Genomic DNA, 26,717 nt, shown 5'->3' on the forward strand with positions numbered 1-26,717 from the left:
AGCCTGGGATATTTTATTCACCACCTCTTTCTATTTGCTCCCATATCATTTCGCTAAATTCTTCCCAACTTGGCGAATTTGCCGGAAGCTGTGCTTGTTTTATACTACCTTTTTTACCTTTGAGAATCTCAGACACTTTCATGCCTGCAAATTTGTGTGCGATCTTTCTTCCTCTTTATCTTACATAAATCCCACTCATCATTCTCATACCGATCGAAAAAAATGCAACAACTCAACCCAAACCCATAGCATCATTTTCACATACTAATAATTTACCTTTCCCTTGATAAAACCAAACATAACCCTCTCCACCGCCTTTCCCAAAATGACCTAATTTTCGATAATCTTCTTCAATCCCCTTGGTATATCCTTTAACCAAATCGCAATCAGCTATCAAAGTTTCACCTTGTTTGAGTTCGACAATCTTAGCAGGTGAATTTGTAGCTGCTACAACAGTAGCTTTTTGCTCGCGCAAAGCTGTAACAGCAATTCTCCACCTACCGTCATTAGAAGCAGCCACTTGTCGGAATTTCAGTTTTTTAGCACCGATAACTACATTGTCCGAACAAAACTGAAATATACCGTCATCAAACTCCCACTGCTCTGCATCCGAAAGCTCGATCGGCGTATAATGCAGGAAATAGCCTTTTTGTCTCGGTTCCAGTTTCACCGTACCAGTTCCTTGATATACGGGAGCGTTGTAATCCATTTCCGTTGTCAAAGATACCCACATATCTTTTAAACGGTTATCCGTTTTATAAACACCGGAAGTCAATTTTCCCATACACCAATGCAGCGCACCTTTTTGAATTATCACTCCCGAATTGTTTAAGTTAATTTCCGCTTGCTGAACGAGGGGAATATTCTTAGTGGGATGGTAAAACTTATTGGTTTCAGGATTGATGTTATTTTGGATGTACCACAAAGCGGTTGGTTCCAAAACTTTTATTTCGTATTTCATAATTTACCTCGCCTATTTACGTGAAATGTGTTAAACATTTGACCCGTGATTTGGGGCTGTCGCGATCCCGGACTTATCCGGTGAAATTTCTCTTTGGCAGACATCCTCTGCTACTGTTAAATTATCTAGCTATATTAGCAATAGCAGACAGCGCCCCTCCACAAGTGTTGAGAAAAATTTATGCCTGCGATCGCACAATCTCCCAATTTACCGATTTTACAAGAAATCAACTCAGGATTGCCCAACATTTGCGGCTCCGAAGCAGAAATCAGTGCCGCAGCCAATAGCAACGAACCAATCTTTCTACCTACCACAAATCTGCGCCTGGAAAACATTCAAGCCGGATTCGCCTGCGCCCTGCATATGCACCAACCGACAATTCCTGCCGGTGCAAACGGCGAACTAATCAGCAATCTCCAGAATATGTTTGAACATCCCAACCAAGGAGACAACCACAACGCCGGAGTGTTTGCTTGGTGCTATTCCCGCATGGGAGAATTCATTCCCCAACTGATTGCTGAAGGCTGCAACCCGCGAATTATGCTCGACTATTCGGGCAATTTATTGTGGGGATTGCGCCAAATGGGACGCGACGATATCTTTGATAATCTCAAGCGGATTACCTGCGATCCTCAATATCAACCCCACGTAGAATGGCTGGGGACAATGTGGAGTCACGCCGTCATTCCTTCAACTCCAATTCCCGACATCAAACTCCAAATTCAAGCATGGCAACATCATTTTGCAGCCATTTTTGGCATAGATGCCCTCAAGCGGGTTAAAGGTTTTTCACCCCCGGAAATGCACTTTCCCAATCACCCCGACACCCTTTACGAATACATCAAAGCTTTGAAAGAATGCGGCTATCGCTGGTTGATGGTGCAAGAACATTCTGTAGAAAATCCCGACGGTTCGGGATTGTCGCAAGACCAAAAATATATTCCCAACCGTTTGGTGGCCCGCAATTCTCACGGCGAAACCATCAGTATCACTGCTTTGATTAAAACCCAAGGTTCGGATACAAAATTGGTGGGTCAAATGCAGCCTTATTACGAAGCGAAAGGACGCAATAAACAGCAAATTGGCAATGTCACAGTTCCTTCTTTAGTTACTCAGATTGCCGACGGCGAAAATGGTGGCGTGATGATGAATGAATTCCCCAGCGCTTTTGTCAAAGCTTGGCACGAAAACCGCGAACAAGGCGGGGGAAAATCCGGTGTTGTTGGTTTAAACGGCACTGAATATTTGGAGATAATTGAAGCGGCGGGCGTTAATCCTGATGATTATCCTGTTTGTCAGGGGATTAACCAGCACAAAATCTGGCAGTTAGTCGATCCTGATAGTGCTACACCGGAAAAGGTGGAAAGTGCGATCGCCCAACTCAAGCAAACAGACCACAATTTTCACATGGATGGTGCTTCTTGGACTAACGATTTGAGTTGGGTGAAAGGCTACGAAAATGTCTTGGAACCGATGAATCTACTCAGCGCTGCATTCCACAAAAAATACGACCCGCTGGTGCAGCAAGATGCCGCCGTTACTAAGCAGTTTGAATACCAACAAGCTTTGCTTTACAATTTGTTGGTGCAAACAAGCTGTTTCCGCTATTGGGGACAGGGAACTTGGACTGATTACGCGCGCGAACTTTACAACCGCGGCGCTGCTTTAATGAAGTAGCAGAATTTATTGTAGGGTGCCCCGGAAACCAACTGTTTGAGCTTCCTCAAATATCAGCGTTGACGCACCCTACATCTAGAAAAGTTTATTGATAAAGAGAGGACTAGAGTCCTCACTACAAACACGAACTTATCAATTACTGTCTACATTTCCTGCATCAACCGCAAATAGTTTTGCCGCATTTGCGTCATATTTTCCATCATTCTATTAGCCATATCTTTCTCAACATCGCTCATTTGCTGCCAAAATAAAGCCGATCGCCTCGCCATAATTGCTTCTTCCCAAAGCATCTCCAAAAGTTGCGCGGCCATTGGGTTTTCAGCATCGATAATCCCGCACAATTGCTCGAAGGCCCGGTTGGCTTCGTTGTGAGTGCTAACATCCTGAACCAGGGTTAGGCATTTTTTGAGTTGTACGATCGGATTTTCAGAAGAGTAAGCCATAATTTCACTGAGATAAGCGACAAAATTTACACTGATACCTTTGAGATTACTAGAGTTGTGACACAGCGGTAGAGTTCCCTACATACCACCGCCAAGGCAAATCCATTCCTTGAGAAATCCCGATCCGCGTAGTTTGCACAAAATTTATTGTACCCTCCTCCACAGCTTGCTGAAAGTTATCGCTCCGGTGTTCCAATCGCAGCGGTTGGCCTGCACCCAAGGGAAAACCGCTTAAAGTTCGATCGATCTGCAGCACCTTACACAGTTTCCCAGGCCCGGCGGCGAGGCGCGATCGCTTCTTCTGGGGAATTCCAGCGAATTCTTGGGGAAGCGCATCTAGCTGCAAAGCTCGAATCAGCACACCACTAGCAACTCCCTCTGCATCCGTCACCACATTAAAACAGTGATACATCCCGTAGATTAAGTAAACGTAGCTCATACCCGGAGGCCCGAACATCACCTCACTGCGAGGAGTGCGCTGTCGGTAAGCGTGACAAGCGGGATCTCCCGGGCCGTAAGCTTCGGTTTCGACAATCATTCCCCGAATTGTCTCGCCGTCAGGAAACTGCCGCACCAGAGTACAGCCGAGCAAATCTGGCGCTACGCTGGTAGATGGCCGCGCCAGCCAAAAAGATTCTACAATCTGAGTATTTGCACTCACTCAACAACAGCAGGTAAATTATGGACGTTAAGTTAGTTTTAGCAGTCTTGACAGCAGTTTTCACCGTTTGCTGTCTGTTCTTTGGTACAAAAAACGGATTCTACGATACTGACAAGTATCACGGTAACGGTTCTGCTCACTAATTTTAGGTGGCTGTTAGTTGCTTAAAAAAACCGCTGTCTGTTATTCAGACGGCGGTTTTTTTAAGGAACCACAGAGGCCACAGAGGACACAGAGAAAGAGAAAAGAGAGAGCAGAAAAAAGGAAAAGAAGTTGAGAAATGATGAGAGAGCAGATTGCTATATTTGCTGCAATTAAGGATGAATTGTGCCATCTGGCATTTGAGCTGACTGCAAGCTAGCATTCTCAAATTCAGCGCATCCCGGCAGATTTAAACGCATTGTCGCTCCCCGATCGCTCGTTTTCATGTTGAAACCAACTACTGCATTTTCTGGGTTGTTTTTTTCGGGAACAGCGGTGACATTAAAATCCATGTTTGCTCCTCGATCGTTCGCATCAAGGTTGAAAGTAATGCCGCTACAGCCCAAATCTGCTCCGGTGAGGTTGGCTCTATTCAAGTTAGCATTTTTTAAGTTAGCATTGGCTAATTGGGCTCCCGACAAATTAGCACCTTCGAGGTTCGCACCCTGCAAGTTAAATCCTCGTAAGTCAAGTCCCTTCAGGTTGGCATTGCTGAAATTGCATTCGGGACACTGTTTTGTTTGCAGTAATTCCTTGACTTGGTTTTGTTGATTGGAAAATGTTAGATATTTTACCGCAGTAAATACAACTGCGATGGACAATCCAGCAGTAACTAAATTCTTTAATTTCATAAATATCCGAAAAGCTTGGGGGGCTTTCTGTCGCGGTTAATAGATTTCTCCAAGAGTGCGATCGACCTCTCCAGAATTTCCCCAACAAAATTGTCGGCATCTGAGTCAAGCAGTCCGGCCCAATTAAACACCGCCGGACTTATAAATCCCGCCTCCTTTCCCTCGCCAGTGCTGCTTTGAGTTTCGGACTCATCCCGTCCGTCTGCTTCACTTCGCTTTGAGCAGTCCACAACGGCAATTTATTGCTACGCAAAGGCGCGCATTGGCATATACCTGCAGACTGAAATAAAAGAAACTTTATTTATATCCCTGGAAAGAGGAAAATTTCGAGAGACTTGAGGATAATTAATTTAGAAACGCAATACTGTACCTGCCCTGTTAAGTTCTCAGCAACTACTTTTTTTGTCAAAATTGCTTTGAGAAATTAATTTACTCTAAAAATTGTTGGCAGCAGGTCAGGCTCCTCAACCTCACCCGAACACACCCCACCTATAATCCCGACAATTCGGAGCGGCAATGAACACAATCAAATCCGAACCCAAAAGATCGCGCTTCATGGCTCTGTTGCTGACAACGCTGCTGACCTTTCCCTTTGTGAGTGCTTGCGGTTCTAGCCAGGAAAGTTCCGCTCCTCGGCCTCCTGTTGACAACACTCGCGCTGGAGGAGTGCAAACTAATCGCGGCTCCGCTCCTCCCCCACAAGCAAAAAAAGGACTGAACACTGCTCAAAAAGTAGGGATTACTTTAGCAGGAGCAGCCGCCCTTTACTACATCTACAATCAGCACAAAAATAAACAAGAAAAGGGGCCGCAGGGAAAACATTACCTTTCCAAAAACGGTCGGGTGTACTACCGCGATGCCCAGAATCGCGCGGTCTGGGTAACGCCCCCGCCTGAAGGAATTAAAGTTCCGGAGTCCGAGGCATCGCGTTACCGCGAATTCCAGGGGTACAACAACCAAAATACCGGTCGAGACCTTACTAGCTTGCCGGAAGCTACAAGTCCTGTTCCGGCACAGTAGTGTAAGCATTTGAGATTTTAGATTGCAGGTTCCGTGACGTTCAATTAAATCTGGGATTCCCAATCTAAAACAGTCGTTTTTCAACACATAAAAAAGAGGAACTCTATCATGGTAGACGGATTTTTGCGGAAGTTAAAAGATGCGATCGTTGGGCCAGACAGCGAGCAATTCGATCCTGATGGCAATTACCAAGATGCCTCCAATGCCGGACAGTACGGCAACGTGACTCCAGCCAGCCAAGACCCCTACGGCGACCCGGCTGAGTACGGAGAGTATGGCAACGTGACTCCCGCCAGCGAAGACCCCTACGGCGATCCGGCTGAGTACGGAGAGTACGGCAACGTGACTCCCGCCAGCGAAGACCCCTACGGCGACCCCGCAGACTACGCCGGTACTGACTACGGACAGTTCGGCAACCTGACTCCGGCGAGCGAAGACCCCTACGGCGACCCCGCAGACTACGTAGCGGATGCTGGAATGTTCGGCAATGTGATCCCGGCGAGCGAAGACCCCTACGGCGACCCAGCGGATGAGGAAGGCTTTAGTTAAGTCAGTTAGCTAGAAAAATTACCTGGTAAGCAACAGCACCCCTGCGGGGGTGTTTTTTTGTTGGGGGCTAGCAGCGGTATCTTATGTTATTTAAAGATTGAGAAATATTTACATTCTTTTCTTGTTTTTGTTACTAAATTTGTTTTGTTGTGTTCTCGTCTGAGAAGCACAGAAAATTTTAGGAGCTATGGCACAGGATCTTGCCCGCGAACAGCTCGTCAAATGGCTCACAGAGCAAATTGACCAGCAGAAGTCAGAACTTGCTGAAGTACAAGCGAAAGCTGTACAACTAAAAGAAAGTATTCTTTATTACGAGAGTACGCTGGCGCAGGTAGCTCCTGATGAAGTGGCATCAAAACCTACAGATGTGGTTTCCGAAACAGAAACACTGACTTTGAATGAGAGTCAAGTAGCTTCGACAAGTTCTCTTGGTGCAGAGGAACATCTAAAAGGAGGCCTAGCCAATGTTAGTTTTGCTTTTGAAGATGCAGGTCTTGAAAAAGCAATCTCTCAAAACAGACATCAGCGTAACCCTGTGGAGATAAAGCGTCCTCAGTACCTGGGGCTGACCTTTGCAGAATCCATAGAAAAGGTTTTGAATGCTCATCAAGAGCCAATGCTAGCCGATCGGATTGTCGAAGCTATATTTGACGCGGAATCTGAAGAGGAATTTTGGCGAGCCAAAAACTCCTTGAGCGTAGAATTGCGTCGGGGCGCCGAGACACATAAAAGGTGGAAAAAGCTTGGTCGAAATCTTTATGCTTCAAATTTGTGCAACGAATAATCAGAGTCAAATAATGCGAGCAACACGATGATGACACCGCAAATGATATTTTCTCCGTTAACAAACAGCGACGATGCTTTGAGTTCCTAATTCAAAGTATCGCCGCTGCATTTTACTTGGGGATGTGGCGGAACAGGAAAACGCATCCGGCTCCTAACCGGATAACCTGCCAGGGTTTTGTGGGTTCGAGTCCCACCATCCCCACAGATAACAACCTTGCTCGGTAGTGGCTTTGGGCTATACACCTAAGCTGCAAGAATTTAATTTCTTGCGGTCTGGACTTTCTTTTGCTTTTATCATAGCACATTTGTCAACCCTTAGCTACTACCACACGGTCACAAATATGTCAACACTGTTTTGGATTTTAGTGGAGAGTTTTTCCTTATGGGCAAATTACGAAATAAGAGCATGAATTACAAAGGTTTAGTGATTCATTGTCAGCAAAACGGTGGGCTAATCTGCCTGACCGATATGTGGAAAGCTGCCGGGTCTGTTAAATCCCAAGAGCTAGATAAGTGGTTGATACAGAAGCGTATCTGTGAACGGCTGTTGGAATTAGTGCTTGAAGCTAAGCTTGAGTTAAAACCCGTTGTCGAGAGAACTTTTGTAGAACAACCAGTCGCTAACTCTGCATGTAAAAAATACAGAGCTTGGGCAAGCCAAGTCAGAAAATTAGCTAAAGATGTTGGTCTGATATCAACTCGGGGAGGTATAGGCGGTGGAACTTATGCCATAGACAAGATAGCCATCGAATATGCCGAATCCTTGTCTACAGAGTTTCGTGATTGGGCGCGAAATGCTGTCAAAGAAAGGATTGAAGAAGAAGTAGATCCAGAACTCGGCGTTCGCCGTAGTCGGCAAAGGGCAGTTAAAAATTGGGAAAAGCAAGGCAAAAGCCGTGAATATATTGGAGCCCGTCTTGACTCTATTCCCAAAGAAGACTTCTACGAGGCAGCTTTGTATGAACATGGGGTTCAGGTTCCACTGCACTTTGCTCAGTGCAAGGCGAGGGTGTATCAGCCGATCATTGGCCGTACCGAAGATTTCCGAACAGCAAGAGGATTGAAAAAAGGACAAAATTGCAAAGATGGCATGACAATGGAGGAACTGGCTGCTACAGATTTTGCCAAAGTTCTCAGTGCCAAGCGGATCAACACGCTCAATCCTAATGGGGTGAACTCATGCGCTAGCATCTCCCACTCCACAGGGCAGCAAGTTGCTCATCTGCTCAATCAGTAGCCTGGTTAACTTAATACACAATGCTGCTTGCTTACGTTTACAAGCTGAATCCATCGCTCAAACAAGCTCAAACCATCGAGCGGTGGATTCATTTGCTTCGTTTGCAATACAACTTCAGAGTCCGAGAGCGGACAGAAGCCTACGAGCAAGCAAGATTCCCTGTTATGGGGAACTACTGCTTGCTCGAAACTCAAGCCGAGTGTTGCCCCTTGGCTTGCTCGTTAAGCAAAGGTGCTTTGTACGGCAATCCTTGGACAGCAAAAGGCAAGAAAAGGACTCCGCTGGCTCAACAAGATGCCAATCTGGTTGACCTTAAGCAAGAGCGTCCTTGGTATAGAGAAATCTATCACCATGTTTTGCAACAAATGCTGAAACAGGTTGATGCTGCTTTTGGGCGCTTTTTCCGAGGATTGGGCAAATATCCGAAAACAACGCGGCATGGTAAATTTCGCTCTTTCACTTACCCGCCTGGAGATGTCGCCTTTAAAGGCAATAAAGTCCGACTTCCCGGTATTGGGTGGATGTCGTTTTTTCAGTCCCGACTGTTTCCCCACGGTTTCAGCATTCGTTCCGTGACTGTGCGGAAAAAAGCAGATGGCTTTTATATTTCTGTTCGGTTGCAAGATGAGTCAGTTCCAGATGTTCCCGCAGCGAATAAAGTTAAAACAGCAGTAGGAGTAGATCTGGGTATCAAGAAGCTAATGTCTCTGAGTACGGGACACACCATTGCCAATCCCAGATTTTATCAACAGATGGAGCGGAAGCGATCGCGACTAAACCGTGCTGTCAGCCGCAAGGTTTTAGGTTCCCGCCGCAGAAGAAAAGCCTGCCAGCGCTTAGCAAGACTGGAACAAAAAGTTGCTAATCGACGAGAGGATTACCAATGGAAGATAGCTAATAGCTTGGTCAAGCAGTTTGACCTGATTGTGTTTGAGAATCTTAATATTCAAGGCATGATGGCACGCTGCAAACCAAAGCAGGATGAAAACGGAAAGTATCTGCCTAACGGTCAATCTGCTAAATCGGGACTGAACAAAGCCATTGCTGATGCTGCTTGGGGTTCCTTAAAACAGAAAGTCAAGATTTTGTCCGAAAGGGCGGGCGTTCTGGTTTATGAAGCGGTGCCTCACTTTAGCTCTCAGGAATGCAGCGAGTGCGGGTATGTCAGTCCCACAAATCGAGATCAGGAAAAATTTATCTGTGAAGAATGCGGTCATCATGAGGATGCCGATGTGGATGCTGCAAAAGTTATTTTGCAGCGCGGTCTGGATGGACTGGGAATCTATTTGGATGCTGTACCGAGAGTCCCTCGGAAACAGGATAAAAGTACGCCCGAGGAGCCTGTTGGAAGACAGGGAAAATCATCCGCGTTGGTGGGTGAGCCTGGGAACCCTAAGAGAGTTCCAGCAATTGGAGTTATTTGAGTGGAGGGGAGTTTGAGCGATCGACTCTCGGCCTTTACGGCTGTCAATTGAAATCGGGTGTGTCTAACCAAGTTGCGATCGCCCACAAATAAGGCATTTTCTCAAAAACGGAGAGGGTGGGATTTGAACCCACGGTGACATCACTGCCACACTCGGTTTCAAGCCGAGCGCATTCGACCACTCTGCCACCTCTCCCGGTGCATAAATTTTATCATACCAGCAATTGTCTCTAACTACAAATAGCGGCAGATTCTGTGCGCCGATAAAGAATTTGTTCTCTTTCTACCGCGAAATCTTCGCCTACCCATACCAGAGAGACTTCCGACACTGCTCCATTTTCCAGCAGGACGATCGAGAAATTACGCAATTTCGAGCACTCTCTCTCGACAATTCGCGGTACGCTGGCCGCATTCAAATAAACTGTACCCTCCGCACTCACCTCCAGCGACTTCCGCAACTCCTGCTTCGTGTGCCGCAGTTTGTGGTGCATATGACCAAAAGTTACCAGCGGTATGTGCTTTCCTGTGGTACGAGTTCGATCGATCGCCTCCGCAAAATCCGGGTCGCCCCAATCCCCTCCCAAGGGCTTCCAATCCCGCCCGCAGGGGTCTTCAGGAGCCTCTCCCAACCCAGTCGGGCCCGTGTGACCCAAAAAAATCACATTTTCGCAGTCCGCCTCCGCCGCAGCTTCTGCAATGCGCCGTGCTGACTCTTCAAAACTTTCTACCCCAAACCACTCCGAGTAAAAATCCCCGTACTTCCACTCCGATCCCCCCCAAGTAAACGGGCGGCTTCCCACCACAGTTACGCCCAATTCGGGAAAATCCCGTTTCCCGTAACCGACGTGAGCTTCTCCCATTAAATCTAACTGTTGTTTTACCCAATTTTCTTGAGTGCGATCGTAAGGGCATTGACTGCGGCCCCACTCCGTGGCCGTGTACCAAGCGTCGTGGTTCCCAAACACCGCTGCTTTCGGAATGTCCAATTGGGCGATCGCCCGCACCACCTCCACCGACTCATTACCAAAATCCCCCACAAACAGCACCAAATCAACGCCCAGATGCTTCAGGGCCTCGCCGTCTTCAGGTTCCCAGCGATCGTGAACATCCCCCACCACCGCAATTTTTATAGATTTAGCTTTATTCATGTGATTTGTCATGTGCGATCGATCCCTAGCCCCTTCTTACTCAGCATAAGAAACAGCGACCAATTTTTGCACTCTCCCGCAGCATATTTTGGATTTGAGATTTGAGATTTTAGATTGGCTCCACTCAACAGCCAGCACTTTTTGGTGAATTCAACTATAATTCAAAATACACTTTAGCTGTCTTCGCCACCTTCCCCGGAATATTCTAACTGTGTTTACCACCGCACCTGCTCCGAACTTTACTCAAACCCGACTGCCCGACGACTTGTTTGCAGCCATTAACGCCCTCAAACAAGAGTTAAACGCCGTCATTCTCGCCCACTATTACCAAGACTCCGATATTCAAGACATCGCAGACTTCATTGGCGACTCCCTAGAACTTGCCCGCAAAGCCGCCAACACCAGCGCCGATGTCATAGTTTTTGCCGGAGTTCATTTCATGGCAGAAACCGCAAAAATTCTCAATCCCGACAAATTAGTATTGTTGCCAGACTTAAATGCGGGGTGTTCCCTGGCCGACAGTTGCCCTCCCGAAGCCTTTGCAGCTTTCAAAGCCGATCGACCAGGACATTTGGTAATTTCTTACATTAATTGTACCGCCGCAATTAAGGCAATGAGCGATATAATTTGCACCAGTTCTAACGCCGTTAAAATTGTCAACCAAATTCCTGAAAATCAGCCGATAATTTTTGGACCAGATCGCAATCTCGGCCGCTACGTCATGGAACAAACAGGCAGAAACATGGAGATTTGGCAAGGAGCTTGCATTGTCCACGAAAACTTCTCAGAAAAAAAGATAGTTCAACTCAAAATCGAAAATCCCGAAGCCGAAATAATTGCTCACCCAGAATGCGAACCTCCCGTGCTGCGCCACGCTAATTACATAGGCTCCACCACTGCTTTGCTCAAATATTCTCAAGCTAGTTACAGCCAAGCTTTTATTGTCGCGACTGAACCGGGAATCATTCACCAAATGCAAAAGCAAGCTCCGCACAAACGCTTTATTCCCGCTCCTCCCAACAATAATAGTTGTGCTTGCAACGAATGCCCGCACATGAGATTAAATACCTTGGAAAAATTGTATCTAGCTATGAAAAATCAAACGCCTGAAATTACCATGCCCCTAGATATTCAACTAGCAGCTTTGCAGCCCATCCAACGAATGCTAGAAATGAGCTAACTGGTGGCTATTTTTCAGTAAATACATTGTATGCTGGGTTGGGCACGGCGATTAAATTAAGTCATTGCCTAACCCACCCACTCGGCACTTCGTGAAGCAGTGGTTAACTCTTTCTCTTACTCTACGGTTCATTCCTTTAAAACTCATCAACAATAAATGATACCAGAAAAACTGATTGTTTTCACCCGCTATCCCGAACCGGGAACAACCAAAACTCGACTAATTCCGGTGCTGGGAAAAACAGGCGCTGCCAACCTTCACCGCTTGATGGCCCAACGAACGATCGCCTGCGCGCTCTCTCTCCAAACATCCCGCCGATTATCCGTAGAAATTCACCGAGCCGGCGGCAGCCAACAACTGATGCAAGAGTGGTTGGGAAATGATATTTCTTGTCAAAATCAAATAGACGGTGATTTGGGCGCAAGAATGACAGCAGCGTTTCAAAAGTCTTTTAATTCAGGAGTTGAGAAAACAGCAATTATCGGCACTGATTGTCCTGATTTGAAAGCCGAAATCATGGCACAAGCTTTTGAGGAACTGAGCCAGCACGATGTAGTTTTGGGCCCCGCAATAGACGGAGGTTATTATCTGATCGGGTTGCGGCGATCGATACCGGAATTGTTCGGTGGCATTCCGTGGGGAACCAGTGAAGTATTTGCTTGTACGCGGGCGATAGCCCAAAAGCTCGAGCTCAATATTGCTTATCTTCCCACTCTTACAGATATTGATAGACCAGAAGACCTCCTTGGTTTAGATATTAATATGTTGAATAACTAAACTCTATTTAAGGCTTCTCAACTATTAGAAAGAATCATATGCTTTTTAATAAAAATGCTTGCTTGTAAAACCGGAACGTCATAATATAGTAATTGTATTTGTCTAACCAAATGCTGAATTTCAGTAGCAGTTAGACAGCGCTTGGGACAATAGTCCCAGGCGCGAGAACAAGCCAAAAATTAGCAATTAAATTAGCAACTAACAGATCAGCTTTGTACAAAACCCGCCATGCCACAGGAAAGCCCAATGTAGGCGCGGGCCCGGCGTAAAAAATGAGCAACTAATAGCTGGGTTTTTTACCGCAAAACTGGGTCTAAAGCCCCGTCCTTATAGGACGGCTTTAATTTAGCCAAAACTGTGAATTAGTCTTTATATCCATCACAGCGACGTAAATGTTAGTATTTGAAGCCAAGCTAGAAGGAAAAAACGAGCAGTACGAACGGCTAGACGAAGCCATTCGTACTGCTCGTTTTATTCGGAATAGCTGCATCAGGTACTGGATGGACACAAAAGATGTAGGTCGCTACGACTTAAGCACTTATTGCGTAGTCTTAGCGAAGGAGTTTCCTTGGGCAGCCAAGCTCAACTCAATGGCAAGGCAAGCTTCTGCGGAAAGAGCTTGGTCAGCGATGGCGCGGTTTTTCGACAACTGCAAGAAAGCAAGACCCGGTAAAAAAGGTTTCCCGCGATTTAAAAAGCATGAAACACATGGTTCTGTTGAATACAAAACTTGTGGATGGAAACTTTCTGAAGACAGGCGAAATATAACCTTCACCGATGGATTTAAAGCAGGAAGTTTTAAATTATGGGGAACTCGTGACCTACACTTCTATCAGTTAAATCAAATCAAGCGGGTGCGCGTAGTTCGCCGAGCTGATGGATACTACGTGCAATTCTGTATTGATGCTGAACGAAATGAGAAGCGCGAACCTACTGGACGAACCATTGGTTTAGACGTAGGGCTAACGCATTTCTCTACAGACTCTGACGGAAATACCGTAGAGAATCCACGCCATCTGAGAAAGTCTGAAAAATCACTTAAAAAGCTTAATCGGAGACTCTCTAAAACTCAGAAAGGCTCTAAAAATAGAGTTAAGGCTCGGAATCGTTTAAGCAGAAAACACCTCAAGGTAAGTAGGCGACGTAAAGACTTTGCCGTGAAATTAGCAAGGTGCGTAATCCAGTCCAACGACTTGGTAGCCTACGAAGACTTGTCGGTGCGTAACATGGTTAAAAACAGAAAGTTGTCTAAGTCTATATCCGATGCAGCTTGGACAGCTTTTAGAAATTGGGTTGAATATTTTGGCAAAGTATTTGGGGTGGCGACTGTTGCAGTGCCACCACACTATACAAGTCAAAATTGTTCTAGTTGCGGGAAAGTCGCGAAGAAATCGTTAAGTCAAAGAACACATATTGGTCCACATTGTGGATTTGTCTTAGAGCGAGATTGGAACGCCGCTCGCAATATATTAGAACTAGGATTGCGTACCGTGGGGCACACGGGAACCTCAAACGTCTCTGGAGACATCGACCTCTGTTTGAGTGAGGAAACTCCTTCAAATAAGTCGGGTCGTAGAAAGAGGAAGTCTAAACAGTGATGTTTAGAATCACCGTGGCTTTAGCCCGGTGAGGATGTCAACAAACTCTCCCACGTTAAGGCCAAATGTAGGGGCGAGCCCGGTGTCAAAAATGGGCAAAATCAGCTTTGTACAAAACCCGCTCTCTCTCACGGGCTGCTTAATTCTGTATGTCGCCAGAAAATCCCAATCTCAAAATTTCCATTATCATTCCAGTCTTAAACGAAGCATCTACAATTGCCCCAGTCATCTCCACCGCGCTTGAGGCCCAAAATGTCGAAATAATTGTCGCTGACGGCGGCAGCAGTGACGGTACTACAGATATAGCAAAATCTTTGGGCGTCCGAGTTATCTCCACCGCCCCAGGCCGTGCAGCCCAAATGAATGTAGGTGCCGCCGCCGCTACTGGAGAGATATTGCTGTTTCTCCACGCCGACACTCTTTTGCCTAGCGGGTACGACGATAGCGCGCGTCGGGTACTAGCTAATCCCTGTACGGTAGCGGGGGCCTTTGAACTCAAGATTGACGCCCGCAGTCTCAGCCTCCGGTTGGTAGAAACAGGGGTAAACTGGCGATCGAACTTTCTGCAAATGCCCTACGGCGACCAAGCTATTTTCCTCCACGCAGTTACCTTTGACAAAATTGGCGGTTTTCCCGACTTGCCACTGATGGAAGACTTTGAATTCGTGCGCCGATTGAAAAAACAAGGCCGCATTGAAATAGTACCCCAGCCAGTCCTGACATCCGCCCGTCGCTGGCAGCAGCTTGGGGTCATCAAAACCACCGCCATTAATCAAATAGTAATCATCGCTTATTTCCTGGGAGTGTCGCCCGATCGACTCGCTTTCTGGTATAAGAGGCAAAAGAAAAATTCTTCCAAAAACTAAAGAATAGTGAACTTTTCTAAAGCTCGCCGTTAATTATGTAAATAGGAAACACGTCCCTGCGTAAAATATGACTTGAACGCCTCAACTTTTTAAACTGCGAGGACAAACAGAATATGGCCGATCCCAGAGATGCAGAGCTTATTAAACCCTTTAACGGCGACCCCTTCACGGGTCATCTAGCAACTCCCATCAGTGCTTCTGATTTCACAAAAGCATTCATTGGGAACTTGCCCGTCTACCGCAAAGGACTCTCGCCCCTAATTCGAGGCCTAGAAATTGGTTTGGCACACGGTTATTTCCTCGTCGGCCCCGAAATCGTCTTCGGCCCCCTGCGGGATTATCCAGAAGCAGCTAATCTCGGAGGATTATATACAGCCCTCGTCTTAGTTCTGCTTGGCACACTAGGTATGTCTGCTTATGGTTTAGTCTCTTTCAAACAAGACAACACCAGCTACCCTAGCGCTAATCCCATGACCCCTGATGCCCTCAGAAATGCTGAAGGCTGGAGCCAGTTTACCGGTGGTTTCTTCATTGGTGGAATGGGTGGTGTCTTTGTTGCCTACTTCTTACTCGAAAACTTTAACGGCGTTGATGCCATTTTCCGGGGCTTAGTCAACAATTAGACTCGACTCCCAAATATCCCTGTTGGAACACACTAACTTTAGTTTGGAGAATTTGATATGACAGGTTCCTACGCTGCCTCTTTCTTGCCTTGGATTTTGATTCCCCTAATTACCTGGGTGATGCCGGTTGTGGTAATGGGTTTGTTGTTTATCTACATTGAAAGCGACGCCTGAGCCTTACCCCTAAAGTAAGACCTAAGTTGGAAAGCCGAAGTAAGACCATTGAGGAACAATTGCTCTGACATTTCTAGATAAATCTAGGGAAAATCAGCAAAAATTGTTTTGAGATTGCTGGCGATCATAAAACTTAGTTTCTTTACCCCCATCTCCAGAATTTATCTGTAGAGCAATCTTTGAGTTTTCTTCCTTCAGAACTCGTAATTGCAAAAAAATCCTCTGCCTGCAGGCAGAGGATTTTTTTGCAAAGAAGACAAATCATCCGCTCAGAGCACACAAATTGCTAAATTCTGAGCCACAATTGTTATGGAAACCTACTAATGAGGAGACAGCGATGCAATTTTCCCCCGCACGCCGCATCTTAGCTCCATTCCTGATCTCGGTACTGCTGTTAGTGACCGCCTGCGGTCAAACCCAAGCCCCCTCCCGCTGGGACAAAGCCCAGCAGGAAAGCACCCAAAAACCTGGTAAAGCACAGCAGACAACTGCTGATAAATCAAGTGCGAGTAATCAAAACCTGCCCAAGAAGGCAGTGGCAGGCGGTAAGTTAAATAAATACTTCCCGGCTTCTGGCGGTGGATTCGATCGCGTCTTCGCTCAAGAAAAATCCGGTTTTGCGGAAGCTAAGTTGAACAAAGGCGGTAAAAATGTCGCGGTGCTGTCGATTAATGACATCGCCGGCAACCCCAGCGCAGGTGCAAAATTTAAGCAAAGTACCAAGCAAATCAGCGGCTATCCCGCCGTTAATCAGGGTGCTAATATCACTGCTGTTTTAGTGGCAAATCGCTATCAGGTGAAAGTTCAATCCCGCAATCCCTCTTTTACCGCTAGCGATAGGGAAGCTTGGCTGTCAAAATTTAACCTGGGCGGCCTCGCGCGCCTCAAGTAGCAACGTCTTTTGTCAAACTCCGCGCCCGACTCAAGTCTGGCGCTATCACCACTAAGTCTGCCAGAATGAGACTGTGAAGTTCTTGGCATCTGCCAAAAGTAATACCTTTGATTCCAGTTCCAGCAAAAGGAGTTTTTTGTGAGCAAAACAGTCTTTGAATTAGTCGATCAACTGCCTCAAGACAACATGACTGTCAAAGCCCTGCGAGCGCTTGACTTTGTGGTTCCCGGTGAGTGGAACAATTTAGTTGGCTTTGAAAATACCATTCGCACCGTTACTGGCGAAACAGACGAAGAACTGATTCAGCAAATTGGCGAGCGCGCCATCTACCTCTACAACGATAAATCTGAGGGCTACCAGCGTGCTCTCTGGCTCTACCAAACTATTGACAGTGCCTCTAGCGCCCTCGGTACCGCAGCCCTCGCTAACAAAGTCTCCCAAAATGTGCCGTTTTTGTCCCTGCTGGGCAATCTCACTCCCAAGCCGGAAAAAGCTCAAACGATCGACCTTTCTTTGAAGTTAGTCACAGAGTTGCTAGCTTTTTGCCAAATTAACGGCCTTCCCGGCGACAGCATTGGCGATTTTGCTGCTTCCTTGGGCGACTACGGCGGCGAATCCCTGATGCGGATGGCTGCTTTGGTTTGTTTCGATGGTTTGATTCCCCTGGGCCCAGACTTTATCATGGCAACTCAGTCTTGGATTCAGAGACTCTCCCCCAGCGATTTGCAAGATAATTCGGCCTTTAAGTCGATCGGCAGCATGATTCCAGGGGGCTCTCCCGCAGGCCAACTCGGCTTTATCGGCGAAAGCTTTAACTCGGTTTCTGGCTGGATGAGCTCTTTTGTGAGCGACCGAGGTTTGACTCCCCAAAACGTACTTGGCCACTTGCAGAGTTTTGTGGAAATTTCTGCTGACAAGGTGGACTACGTGGGCGCATTCCTCGACATGACTACCAACTACTACGAACACACCGGTGTTCAAACTCTAGCCCGCCGTTTGATTGAACGAGCTGTCGCTGAGATTTAGAATAACCAAAGGAGTTGTGATATTGGCGGTCGATCGCCCTGTGAGAGTGTTTTCAGTTCAAATTTTTTTGACTAGCCATTCTCTCAGGTTGGTTTGCGATAAAATGTGTGCCCTCAAGAAAGTCGATCGCCCGCTTGCTCAACTCCCAACTCCTTACCGAATCACTTTTAACAGGAAGCGTTAATGTCAGAAGAACCGAAAAATCCTACCGCTGGCGAATCGGAAACTCCCAGTGCGTCGATCGAGAACGCCCCGAGTTCCGACACTGCCGAGACAACCGACTTTCCCAGCACTGACCAGCCTCAGCCGGCTGCTAAAAAGCCCAAAGAACCGAAAAATCCTACCGCTGGCGAATCGGAAACTCCCAGTGCGTCGATCGAGAACGCCCCGAGTTCCGACACTGCCGAGACAAGCGACTTCCCCAGCACTGACAAGCCTCCAGCGGCTGCTAAAAAGCCCGCAGCCAAGACCGAAGGCGACAAGCCCCCAGCTAAAGCTAAAAAGGAAAAAGCACCTGCTGTTGAAGACAAGCCCTTTGCGGAATTTATTCAACAAGATTATTTGCCCGCTTTGCAAACTGCTTTGACTAAGCAGGGCGTTAAGGATTTAGAGGTGAGTTTTACCAAGCAAAAATTCCCCGTTTTTGGCATGAGTTCCGCCGGGGATTGCTGGCAGGTAATTGGTAAATTCCAAGAAGGAGAGCGCCAATTTAACCTGTATTTTCCTCAAGAAAATATTCAAAGTCAAAGAGCATTTTCCTGCGCGGAAAATAAGACCCAAACCAGCACTTTAGAGCCTTTTTTGATAGATGAGCGCAAGGTAACACTAGACCTCATGGTGTTTGGCGTCGTCCAGCGGCTTAACGCTCAAAAATGGCTAAATCTTAATTAGTCAGTAGTCATTAGTCATTAGTTATTAGTCCTTAGTCGATGGTCTTCCGGCACTTACTAATGAGTGTCAGGGCGGGTAAATTTGAATATAAACTTTACCCCTCGCCCTATCTCTAATTTTGCCCCGACTGACTCAGAAGTGAGAACTCATAGCTAATGACTATTGACTATTGACTAATGACTAATGACTAATGACAGATTTTCTTCGGATTTGGTCAAAAAATTGCGAGCTTGCATAATCCCGTAAAGGTTAACATCTGTTTCTAACAAACAAGCGTGACCGCTGTTAGCCAGCACCACCATTTCAGCTTTGGGAATTACCTTGACTAAAAGCTTCGCTTCTACTAGGGAAGGCAGCAGCCGATCTGCACCGCTAGCAATTACTAGCGTCGGCTGTTTGATGCCGCGCAACTGATTTTCGTCAACATTAAACGATCGCACTAACGCCAATCTCCACACAGACGTATTTTGCGGTACTGCTTGCATCGCTTCTAGCAAAGCGCGCCGATCGTCGCGCCCAATCTTTCCTAATGATGCTAATATCGGCAATAAACCGATTACCGACAGCGGATAAAGGTTTGCCGGCAGCCACTGAGTCAGGTACGATCCCCACTGCACCCAAGGCTGCTGTCGAAACGAAGAAGCTGGATTGACTAATATTAATCGATCGCACAATTGAGGAGCTTCTAAAACAGTTTTCATCGCTAAACAGCCGCCAAATGACTCGCCACACAGATAAACCGGCCGCTTCGGCTTTCCCGCTTGCTTTTCTGCTTCAATTAAGGCAATTGTTTCGCTAACCAGTACCTCCCAACTAGCCATGTCGTCAGCCGGTACAGTTAAGCAGCGAATGTCGAAATGATTTGCTAATTTAGCAATTTGGGGCCTCAGCAGCAAACCACTGCCATCCATACCGGGCAGAAATACAAATAAAGGGCGCTCTGGTTTCGGCGGTTTGGGGGTTAGGAAACGAACCTTGTTGTTAGCATTTGCCATGATTCAAGTCAATCGATTTTAGATTTTAGATTTTAGATTTTAGATTGGAAATCTGACACCAGCCCACAGTCAACAGTCAACAGTCAACAGTCAACAGTCAACAAACTTACAAACAACCTCGTTGGAGTAATTGTGCAATTTCTCCCTGACAGTGGTTTGTGAGTTCAGCCACAACTGCTTTGGCTTTTTTGCCTCGATATTGCTGCTGTCTCTCGACAGTAATCCAGTAAGGCTGGCCGATTAAAACATTAACTCGCTGATAAATTATCACAGGATGCCACCCAGAGCGATCGAACAGCGGTTCCGAAGGATCAAACAAACTCAACAACTTGAGCGGTACACCCGATCTTACCGAGTGTTCCTCAAAAGAACTAATGGCCACCGGCAAAACCGCCAAATCCCGCACCGGCGCCCGCAAAGCCAAATGAGCAAATCCTCGCTGAAACTTCCCCACAGTATTGGGTCCAGTCAGCTTCACCATCGGTTCTGCACCCTCTGGAAACACCCCCACCATCTCCCCGCTTTGCAGCAGCGCTGTCGCTTGAGAGAAAAAATGCTGCTGTCGGTGCTCCGGTGCTTCCAAGGGGAAAGCGCCGAAAGTCGTGACAACTTCCCTCATCAGCGGAACTTGACCCATGTAATGATGACAAGCAAAGCGGATCGATCGACCCAAAGCCGCCGTCAGCAGCACAGGATCTAAGAAACTGCGGTGATTGCTCACCACCAGCACCGGACTATCTTGGGGAATCCGGTCTTCGCGGTACATAAACATCTGCGTTCCCAAACCAGCCAGGAAACAGCGCGAAATCAGCAATTTGCTCTCTGAAGACATGGGCGAAAAGACAGGTGCGACGCTATAAAGGTTGATTCCATTCTCACGCAGCTTAACATTACTTTACCAAGGCAGGGCTCCCTCAAAAAGTAGACTTTCCCATCTACCTGGGCTTTATAGTTCAGGACGCATGGGATAGTCAGACACTGAGTTTTTTCAATAAAAATTGCATTCGCTCCTTGAATACCGATCGAAAAAACCCAGCTTCTTTGGTATAGCAACTCCTCAGACAATTGTGGTGTAAACTAAGAACGATCTTGTTTGTTGCAAAGCGATCGCACCACTCATGGCAAAACCCTACAGCTACGATCTACGCCAGAAAGTCATTCCAGCAATCAATCTCGATTGCTTAAAAATTATTGCCCTATGGCTAAAGCGACAAGACCAAACAGGAAGCTTTCTAGCTTGGTTGCCAGAAGCTACTGCTCTACTTGTGGCTTCCCTGACTTTGACAAACCCAGCTCAGGCCGCCAACCCGGAACACATCAAGCAACTGTTAGAAACTAAACAGTGCAAAGGTTGCGATTTAACAAACGCTCAATTAAGGGGTGCGAGTCTGGAGGGGGCTAATTTGGCAGGAGCTAACTTAGAAAATGTATATTTGTACAAAGCTAATCTTGTCAATGCTAATCTTAGCGGTGCTAATGTCAGATCTGCTGACTTAGGAGATGTCAACATGAAAGGAATTAACCTGAGCGGTGCTGACTTGACAGATACCAATCTTAAAGGCAACGATATGACGGGCGCTAACTTAGAAAATGCCAACTTATCTGGAGCTATTTTAAAGTGTAATAAAACAACTCGAACTAGACTGACTTATGCCAACCTCAAAAAAGCTAACTTGACTAAGGCCGATCTCAAGGGAGTATCGCTTATAGGTGCAAATCTCGCAGATGCCAACCTTAACGAGGCAGATCTGAGTCCTGACCGTTATCGTGCGGGGAACATAATCTATATTTCTCCTGCCTATCTCAGCGGTGCTAACTTGAGAAACGCCAATCTTAACAAGGCTACGTTAAATCGCGCTAATTTATATAGAGCTAATTTGAAGAATGCCCTTTTAACTAACGCTAGGCTGAATGATGCTACTTTGTCTAGAGCTAATTTGAATAATGCCATTTTAACTAATGCTAGCCTTAGTTATTCTAACTTGGAAATGGCTCAATTAACGGAAGCCGATCTAACGAAGGCTTCTCTAAGGATGGCAAACCTGGAAGGAGCAACTTTAATTAAGGCAAACCTCAGTAATGCCGATCTTGTGAAGTCCAAACTTGTGGATGCTAACCTAACAAATGCTATTTTAAAATCAGCCAGATTGGTAGATATCAACATGAGTAGAGCTAACTTAATGGGGGCAGACCTCAGCGGTGCGGAAATGAGTAAAAACAACCTCTGTGATGTCACAATGCCAGATGGCACAAAAACTAAAGAAGGTTGTGGCAACTGATATCGAACTCTAACTGTCGCCAAAAGAGAAAAGTTAAGTTGATTCATTTGATTTGAACTTGGATGGAACAATGCCGATCTTCGCCCAAAAGTCGAATTCGTAAACAGCTAGATGAGTTTGATTACTTACTCCATGCGATCGCAGATGTCTTACGCCTTGCGTCCTAACACGGGCGGTTGCTATATTGAGGGAAAGCAACAATTTATAAAGTCTTGTTGCGACTTCTGTAAAAATGCTTAAAATAGCCCCCAAACCCAGCTAGGGTAGCTAAACTGATAAATCTACAGTGGGGATTGACGCACTGTCAAAGTATTTTTGCACAAGTCTTAATAGCAATCTCGCCAGGAGCAAAATGAATAATATCCAAAACTATCGCCTTAAATGTACCCTCACCTTTGGCGACATTTACGGTCAAATCATTGTTTGGCTGATAGTCATCTTCCTAAGTCTAGCGTCGGCACTCGCCTTGTGGAGTAGCGCCCGCCAAATCTTCGCCTTGGCTACCGTCGGCTTGATTTTAGTGCTGTCTCTGCCCTTCTTGCTGTTTGCTTTCGTTACAACTCTGCTAAATAACATTGAAGTGCTTGCCGTAGAACCCGGTACGGAAACTCAACCTTCTGCAACGGGCAATCAGTCCAATCAGCAGCCTGTCGAAAGCGCCGGCTAGTCCAATGTGAAATTTTGATTTAACTTTTGATTTTCCATTCAACTCAAAAGTTAAAAAACTTCCTGCGCTTTTGGTAGGAAGTTTTTTTTTGCGTCACCATAAGTTGAGCACAACACTCAAAATAATTCAAAAAAATGCTAGAACACGACGTAATCATTGTAGGCGGCGGTTTAGCAGGTTGCCGCGCCGCAGTAGAAATTGCCCGGACTGACCCCAGTTTAAAGGTAGCTGTCGTCGCCAAAACTCACCCGATTCGATCGCACTCCGTCGCAGCCCAAGGTGGGATGGCCTCCAGCCTCCAAAATGTCGATCCCGAAGACAGTTGGAAAGCCCATGCCTTCGACACAGTAAAAGGTTCAGACTATTTAGCCGACCAAGACGCGGTAGAAATCCTCACCCGCGAAGCGCCCGGTGTAGTCATAGATTTAGAACACATGGGAGTCCTCTTTTCCCGCCTCCCAGACGGCAGAATTGCCCAGCGCGCTTTCGGCGGACATTCTCACCGCCGCACCTGCTACGCCGCCGACAAAACCGGTCACGCCATTCTCCACGAATTGGTCAATAATTTGCGCCGTTACGGAGTTCACATCTATCAGGAGTGGTATGTCACGCGCCTGATTTTGGAAGAAGGCCAAGCCAAGGGGGTAGTTATGTACCGCCTTCTAGACGGTCAAATTGAAGTTGTCCGTGCTAAGGCGGTGATGTTTGCCACGGGCGGTTACGGCCGAGTTTACAATACCACGTCGAACGATTACGCCTCGACGGGAGACGGTTTGGCGATGACGGCTTTAGCTGGATTGCCGTTGGAAGATATGGAATTCGTGCAGTTTCACCCGACTGGTTTGTATCCCGTGGGAGTGTTGATTTCGGAGGCGGTGCGGGGCGAAGGCGCTTATTTGATTAATTCAGAGGGCGATCGATTTATGGCGAATTATGCCCCGTCGCGGATGGAATTAGCGCCCAGAGATATCACTTCGCGGTCAATTTCCATAGAAATTCGCGCCGGCCGAGGAATTAATGTTGATGGTAGTGCCGGCGGCCCCTTTATCTACCTCGATTTGCGGCACATGGGACGCGAAAAAATTATGAGCAAAATTCCTTTTGCTTGGGAAGAAGCCCACCGTTTGTTAGGAATTGATGCCGTAAATCAGCCGATGCCCGTGCGCCCTACCGTGCACTATTCAATGGGGGGAATTCCTACTAATGTTAGCGGGCAAGTTCGCAGCAGTCCTGACAGTTTGGTAGACGGTTTCTTTGCAGCGGGGGAAGCAGCTTGCGTGTCAGTTCATGGCGCCAACCGTTTGGGCAGTAATTCCCTGTTGGAATGCGTAGTTTACGGCAAAGTTACTGGCGCGACCATAGCACAATTCGTACAAAATCGCAAGTTGCCTGCCGTAGACGAACAGCGTTATATTACGGAAGCAAAAGAGCAAATTCAGGCACTTTTAGAACGTCCCGGAAAATACCGCATTAATCAAATCCGGCAGCAGTATCAAGATACTATGACGGAGTATTGTGGCGTATTTCGTAGCGCCGAATTGATGCAGGAAGGTTTAAAGAAATTGGACGATTTAGAGCGACAATATGAGGAGGTTTACTTAGACGATAAAGGCAAGTTGTGGAATACGGAAATTGTGGAAGCTTTGGAGTTGCGGAGTTTGATAATTGTCGGGAAAATGATTTTAACTTCGGCTTTGAACCGTCAGGAAAGTCGGGGAGCTCATTCGCGGGAAGATTTTTTGCAGCGGGATGATGAGAAGTTTTTGAAGCATACAATGGCGTATTATTCGCCTGCTGGGATCGATCTGGCTTATATGCCGGTGGCGATTACGATGTTTGAGCCACAGGAGAGGAAGTATTAACGTAGTGTGCTATGATAGTTATCTCACTATTCAATGAGTGAGATAACTTGCTATTTAAAAATCCACGAATCTAGTTGCCTAATTATGACGCTAAATAAATGAGCCAAGAAATTAGCATTAAACTGCACGCATCCGAACTTAGCCAATACTCTTGTGATGATTTATGTCATATTCTTGAGAACGCTGAAGGAAATATTGTTTTAGAGATTCCAGGTTCTGGGTATTTCCAATCCTTGTTAGATAAAGCAGAAGTTTATTACCGTGCTTTATTCATTGGAGAAAATCTAGCCAATTTTTGTGACAACATTTATGTTAAAGAAATTTATGGCGGCGAGACAGAGCCAATTTATTTTGTATTTCAACCAAACAATATAGCGGGATTAGCACAACAGCTCTTGTGGCTTTTTCCTTTATGTGGTTTAGATGATGACTATCCCGTGGATGATTTATACAATGAGTACGAGGAGTTTCGTGGTAATTTAGAAAACCGTATACTGAGATTTCCTGAAATTGGCGATCTGTATCGGGGAAATTGTGTAGGAGGACAAGAAGATTCCTATCATTATTCTTTGGATCGAGATTATTTTATAGAACTACATAGTAAATATCCTGAAGAAATTCATTATTTTTGGCGCTCTTTTCTTAGTAATGAGATAGGTTACGACTTTTATGTTTCTCAAAAATCTTGGATTGTTCCGCTAGGTGTAGATATAAAAGAATTGCTGAAGCGATATGGTGGTTTCAAAAATGAAGTTCCCGATCTAGAAGCAGCAGAGTATTTGTCACTATTGAATTGCCCACCCATAGCTTTTCAAAATAAAAATTTGATAATTTTTCCAGATTCAGAGGTATATCAAGCTCAGAAATGTGCAGAATATATGTGGTTTGAAAGTCCTGAGTGCCAAAAAAATCGAGATAATATGCGCGGAAAAATTATGAAGCTAGGTATAGATATAACAACGATACCGTTTTATTCTAATACAGCAGAAAATCGCACCCAAATTCAAAAAATTTTACTATCTATAGAAGGCGATGTCTTGATAGTACAAGATATGATGGCGCAGTATGTATTTTTTTCCAAAACACTAAAAAAAATTAAACCAGAAGATGTAGAAAAATATCTTGAATCAATTTCCAAGCTATCTGAGAGTCTAAGGACAGTCATGGGACAAACTACAGATATCGCCTGTTCTTGGGATAAACTTAATGACGATCAGTTTGAGGAGCTTTGTTATGATGTTGTCAATTACCGCCATCAGCCCGCTAAAATCTTAAAAATGGGAAAATCTCGCTCCCGCGATGGTGGTAGAGATATAGTATTTCACACAACAGGGCGCGCGGGTCAACCGCCTGTAAAATGGATTGTACAGTGTAAGCTGATTAAAGATGGTAGTTCGCTGGCGGGAAGCAAGGTTCAAGTTGCCGATCCAGTAGATCAATATGGAGCGGGTGGATTCTGTGTGATGACCAGCGGTGTTATTGATAGTACACTTTATGACAAGCTAGAAGGTGTTGCTCGTAACAGAGGTATTGAGATAGATTGGTGGTCTCGGCTAGAATTAGAACGTTTCCTAGCACGGCATACAGAACTGCGAGACAGATACTTTGGTAAAGAAATGGAAAATAAAAAATCGTCTCACAGCCCAAATGTACAGCTTAGTTTACTAGATATCTTGGATAATTCATCTTCAGGAAGTTCATAGATAACTTTTGGTATTCTGTTTAGTTTAATGCAGTTGGTAAGAGCGATCGCATCTTCACCAATTCAAGACCGATCGCCCTTTTCCCCTATTCTCTCTCACTATGTCACTCTCCAGCATTCTCCGTCACTTCCTCCACAGATAAACTTAACGCCTCCGCCACTTTTTCGGCACTCAAACCCATTCCCAACAACCGGGGAATTGCATCCCTTCTTGCCTGAAATTCAGCTTGTCGTGCCTGTTCTGCACTCTCGGCTCTTTCCCGCTGTTGCTCGCCTCGCAATCTCTCCAATTAGGCTCTTTCATCGCCGATCGACAGCAAATTACCTTCCTCGTCCCACTAGCGCAGCCACAGCATGGTTTGATTTTGATCTGGGGGGGTAACAACCAGCCTGAAACCCATACCTTTGTAAGGATTGAGCCAATGTGTGCTAAAAAAAAATAGGCAG

29 protein-coding genes, 2 tRNA genes and 2 pseudogenes are annotated in these 26,717 nt (G+C 46.1%); 22 read left to right on the forward strand and 11 right to left on the reverse strand.

Annotation, left to right across the window (positions count from 1 at the left end):
• Positions 1 to 13: 13 nt before the first annotated feature.
• Positions 14 to 142, reverse strand: a complete 129-nt coding sequence (locus QUA90_RS20270) for a hypothetical protein (RefSeq protein ID WP_333386859.1) — start codon at positions 140 to 142, stop codon at positions 14 to 16.
• 90 nt (positions 143 to 232) lie between these two features.
• Entirely contained in the window at positions 233 to 961 is a 729-nt protein-coding gene (locus QUA90_RS20275) for an AIM24 family protein (protein WP_333386862.1), read from the reverse strand.
• 180 nt (positions 962 to 1,141) lie between these two features.
• Between QUA90_RS20275 and QUA90_RS20280 the strand changes: the two genes are divergently transcribed.
• Complete coding sequence (locus tag QUA90_RS20280; RefSeq protein WP_333447390.1) at positions 1,142 to 2,638, forward strand: glycosyl hydrolase family 57; 1,497 nt, start codon at positions 1,142 to 1,144, stop codon at positions 2,636 to 2,638.
• A 143-nt stretch (positions 2,639 to 2,781) separates the two neighbouring features.
• Here QUA90_RS20280 and QUA90_RS20285 read toward each other — a convergent pair whose 3' ends face one another.
• Positions 2,782 to 3,081 (reverse strand): hypothetical protein, encoded by a 300-nt coding sequence (locus QUA90_RS20285; protein ID WP_333081447.1) that lies wholly within the window; start codon positions 3,079 to 3,081, stop codon positions 2,782 to 2,784.
• A 49-nt stretch (positions 3,082 to 3,130) separates the two neighbouring features.
• Entirely contained in the window at positions 3,131 to 3,742 is a 612-nt protein-coding gene (locus QUA90_RS20290) for a DNA-3-methyladenine glycosylase (protein WP_333447393.1), read from the reverse strand.
• A 20-nt stretch (positions 3,743 to 3,762) separates the two neighbouring features.
• Here QUA90_RS20290 and QUA90_RS20295 point away from each other — a divergent pair, with 20 nt between their 5' ends.
• Entirely contained in the window at positions 3,763 to 3,885 is a 123-nt protein-coding gene (locus QUA90_RS20295) for a hypothetical protein (RefSeq protein ID WP_006633228.1), read from the forward strand.
• A 171-nt stretch (positions 3,886 to 4,056) separates the two neighbouring features.
• On the opposite strand, the gene QUA90_RS20300 is transcribed toward QUA90_RS20295, so the two are convergent.
• Positions 4,057 to 4,575, reverse strand: a complete 519-nt coding sequence (locus QUA90_RS20300) for a pentapeptide repeat-containing protein (RefSeq protein ID WP_333447395.1) — start codon at positions 4,573 to 4,575, stop codon at positions 4,057 to 4,059.
• The gene (locus QUA90_RS20305; protein ID WP_333325740.1) at positions 4,572 to 4,805 is read right to left on the reverse strand and encodes a hypothetical protein; all 234 of its coding nucleotides are present in this window, start codon (positions 4,803 to 4,805) and stop codon (positions 4,572 to 4,574) included. The genes QUA90_RS20300 and QUA90_RS20305 overlap by 4 nt, the downstream gene beginning before the upstream one ends.
• A gap of 286 nt (positions 4,806 to 5,091) precedes the next feature.
• Between QUA90_RS20305 and QUA90_RS20310 the strand changes: the two genes are divergently transcribed.
• The 6 genes from QUA90_RS20310 to QUA90_RS20335 all read left to right on the forward strand — a co-directional run bounded on the left by QUA90_RS20310 (position 5,092) and on the right by QUA90_RS20335 (position 9,591).
• Positions 5,092 to 5,595 carry a hypothetical protein gene (locus QUA90_RS20310; protein WP_333325742.1) on the forward strand — a complete coding sequence of 168 codons (504 nt, stop codon included), beginning with the start codon at positions 5,092 to 5,094 and terminating at the stop codon, positions 5,593 to 5,595.
• A 108-nt stretch (positions 5,596 to 5,703) separates the two neighbouring features.
• Positions 5,704 to 6,144: a translation initiation factor gene (locus tag QUA90_RS20315; RefSeq protein WP_333447397.1), complete on the forward strand. Its 441-nt coding sequence runs from the start codon at positions 5,704 to 5,706 to the stop codon at positions 6,142 to 6,144.
• Between the two features lie 187 nt (positions 6,145 to 6,331).
• Entirely contained in the window at positions 6,332 to 6,928 is a 597-nt protein-coding gene (locus QUA90_RS20320) for a hypothetical protein (protein WP_333308546.1), read from the forward strand.
• Positions 6,929 to 7,046: 118 nt separating this feature from the next.
• A tRNA-Arg gene (locus tag QUA90_RS20325) sits at positions 7,047 to 7,132 on the forward strand.
• Between the two features lie 204 nt (positions 7,133 to 7,336).
• Positions 7,337 to 8,167 (forward strand): KilA-N domain-containing protein, encoded by an 831-nt coding sequence (locus QUA90_RS20330; RefSeq protein ID WP_333325750.1) that lies wholly within the window; start codon positions 7,337 to 7,339, stop codon positions 8,165 to 8,167.
• Positions 8,168 to 8,187: 20 nt separating this feature from the next.
• Positions 8,188 to 9,591, forward strand: a complete 1,404-nt coding sequence (locus QUA90_RS20335) for a transposase (protein ID WP_333447399.1) — start codon at positions 8,188 to 8,190, stop codon at positions 9,589 to 9,591.
• Between the two features lie 108 nt (positions 9,592 to 9,699).
• Here QUA90_RS20335 and QUA90_RS20340 read toward each other — a convergent pair.
• Positions 9,700 to 9,786 (reverse strand) — tRNA-Ser (locus tag QUA90_RS20340).
• 34 nt (positions 9,787 to 9,820) lie between these two features.
• The gene (locus tag QUA90_RS20345; RefSeq protein WP_333447401.1) at positions 9,821 to 10,738 is read right to left on the reverse strand and encodes a TIGR04168 family protein; all 918 of its coding nucleotides are present in this window, start codon (positions 10,736 to 10,738) and stop codon (positions 9,821 to 9,823) included.
• Positions 10,739 to 10,949: 211 nt separating this feature from the next.
• Here QUA90_RS20345 and nadA point away from each other — a divergent pair, with 211 nt between their 5' ends.
• The 9 genes from nadA to QUA90_RS20390 all read left to right on the forward strand — a co-directional run bounded on the left by nadA (position 10,950) and on the right by QUA90_RS20390 (position 18,765).
• A complete protein-coding gene (gene nadA, locus QUA90_RS20350; protein WP_333447403.1) occupies positions 10,950 to 11,918 on the forward strand; it encodes a quinolinate synthase NadA in 969 nt (322 codons plus the stop codon).
• 156 nt (positions 11,919 to 12,074) lie between these two features.
• Positions 12,075 to 12,695, forward strand: coding sequence for a TIGR04282 family arsenosugar biosynthesis glycosyltransferase (locus QUA90_RS20355; protein ID WP_333447405.1), 621 nt, complete (start codon positions 12,075 to 12,077; stop codon positions 12,693 to 12,695).
• A 392-nt stretch (positions 12,696 to 13,087) separates the two neighbouring features.
• On the forward strand, positions 13,088 to 14,293 hold the full coding sequence (locus QUA90_RS20360; RefSeq protein WP_333447407.1) for a transposase: 1,206 nt from the start codon (positions 13,088 to 13,090) through the stop codon (positions 14,291 to 14,293).
• 149 nt (positions 14,294 to 14,442) lie between these two features.
• Complete coding sequence (locus tag QUA90_RS20365) at positions 14,443 to 15,159, forward strand: TIGR04283 family arsenosugar biosynthesis glycosyltransferase (protein ID WP_333325767.1); 717 nt, start codon at positions 14,443 to 14,445, stop codon at positions 15,157 to 15,159.
• 113 nt (positions 15,160 to 15,272) lie between these two features.
• A complete protein-coding gene (locus tag QUA90_RS20370) occupies positions 15,273 to 15,782 on the forward strand; it encodes a photosystem I reaction center protein subunit XI (RefSeq protein ID WP_333081456.1) in 510 nt (169 codons plus the stop codon).
• Positions 15,783 to 15,839: 57 nt separating this feature from the next.
• Positions 15,840 to 15,956: a photosystem I reaction center subunit VIII gene (locus QUA90_RS20375; protein ID WP_333042098.1), complete on the forward strand. Its 117-nt coding sequence runs from the start codon at positions 15,840 to 15,842 to the stop codon at positions 15,954 to 15,956.
• Positions 15,957 to 16,293: 337 nt separating this feature from the next.
• Complete coding sequence (locus QUA90_RS20380) at positions 16,294 to 16,848, forward strand: hypothetical protein (RefSeq protein ID WP_333325769.1); 555 nt, start codon at positions 16,294 to 16,296, stop codon at positions 16,846 to 16,848.
• Positions 16,849 to 16,986: 138 nt separating this feature from the next.
• Positions 16,987 to 17,874, forward strand: coding sequence for a hypothetical protein (locus QUA90_RS20385; RefSeq protein ID WP_333325772.1), 888 nt, complete (start codon positions 16,987 to 16,989; stop codon positions 17,872 to 17,874).
• A 183-nt stretch (positions 17,875 to 18,057) separates the two neighbouring features.
• A complete protein-coding gene (locus QUA90_RS20390) occupies positions 18,058 to 18,765 on the forward strand; it encodes a DUF2996 domain-containing protein (protein ID WP_333447409.1) in 708 nt (235 codons plus the stop codon).
• 173 nt (positions 18,766 to 18,938) lie between these two features.
• Here QUA90_RS20390 and QUA90_RS20395 read toward each other — a convergent pair whose 3' ends face one another.
• A complete protein-coding gene (locus QUA90_RS20395; RefSeq protein ID WP_333325777.1) occupies positions 18,939 to 19,760 on the reverse strand; it encodes an alpha/beta hydrolase in 822 nt (273 codons plus the stop codon).
• Positions 19,761 to 19,866: 106 nt separating this feature from the next.
• Positions 19,867 to 20,592 carry a lysophospholipid acyltransferase family protein gene (locus tag QUA90_RS20400; RefSeq protein WP_333447411.1) on the reverse strand — a complete coding sequence of 242 codons (726 nt, stop codon included), beginning with the start codon at positions 20,590 to 20,592 and terminating at the stop codon, positions 19,867 to 19,869.
• 286 nt (positions 20,593 to 20,878) lie between these two features.
• On the opposite strand from QUA90_RS20400, the pseudogene QUA90_RS20405 reads away from it, so the two are divergent.
• The 5 genes and pseudogenes from QUA90_RS20405 to QUA90_RS20425 all read left to right on the forward strand — a co-directional run.
• Positions 20,879 to 20,995: pseudogene (locus QUA90_RS20405) on the forward strand (IS630 family transposase); the annotation flags it as partial.
• A 30-nt stretch (positions 20,996 to 21,025) separates the two neighbouring features.
• Positions 21,026 to 22,039 carry a pentapeptide repeat-containing protein gene (locus QUA90_RS20410; protein ID WP_333447417.1) on the forward strand — a complete coding sequence of 338 codons (1,014 nt, stop codon included), beginning with the start codon at positions 21,026 to 21,028 and terminating at the stop codon, positions 22,037 to 22,039.
• 352 nt (positions 22,040 to 22,391) lie between these two features.
• Positions 22,392 to 22,706 carry a hypothetical protein gene (locus QUA90_RS20415; RefSeq protein WP_333056259.1) on the forward strand — a complete coding sequence of 105 codons (315 nt, stop codon included), beginning with the start codon at positions 22,392 to 22,394 and terminating at the stop codon, positions 22,704 to 22,706.
• Positions 22,707 to 22,840: 134 nt separating this feature from the next.
• Positions 22,841 to 24,568, forward strand: coding sequence for a succinate dehydrogenase/fumarate reductase flavoprotein subunit (locus tag QUA90_RS20420; protein WP_333447413.1), 1,728 nt, complete (start codon positions 22,841 to 22,843; stop codon positions 24,566 to 24,568).
• 98 nt (positions 24,569 to 24,666) lie between these two features.
• Entirely contained in the window at positions 24,667 to 26,271 is a 1,605-nt protein-coding gene (locus QUA90_RS20425) for a hypothetical protein (protein WP_333447415.1), read from the forward strand.
• Between the two features lie 103 nt (positions 26,272 to 26,374).
• On the opposite strand, the pseudogene QUA90_RS20430 reads toward QUA90_RS20425, so the two are convergent.
• Positions 26,375 to 26,717, reverse strand: a pseudogene (locus QUA90_RS20430) (hypothetical protein); the annotation flags it as partial.

This window comes from Microcoleus sp. D3_18_C4, from assembly GCF_036702355.1.
Taxonomy (GTDB): Bacteria; Cyanobacteriota; Cyanobacteriia; order Cyanobacteriales; family Microcoleaceae; genus Microcoleus.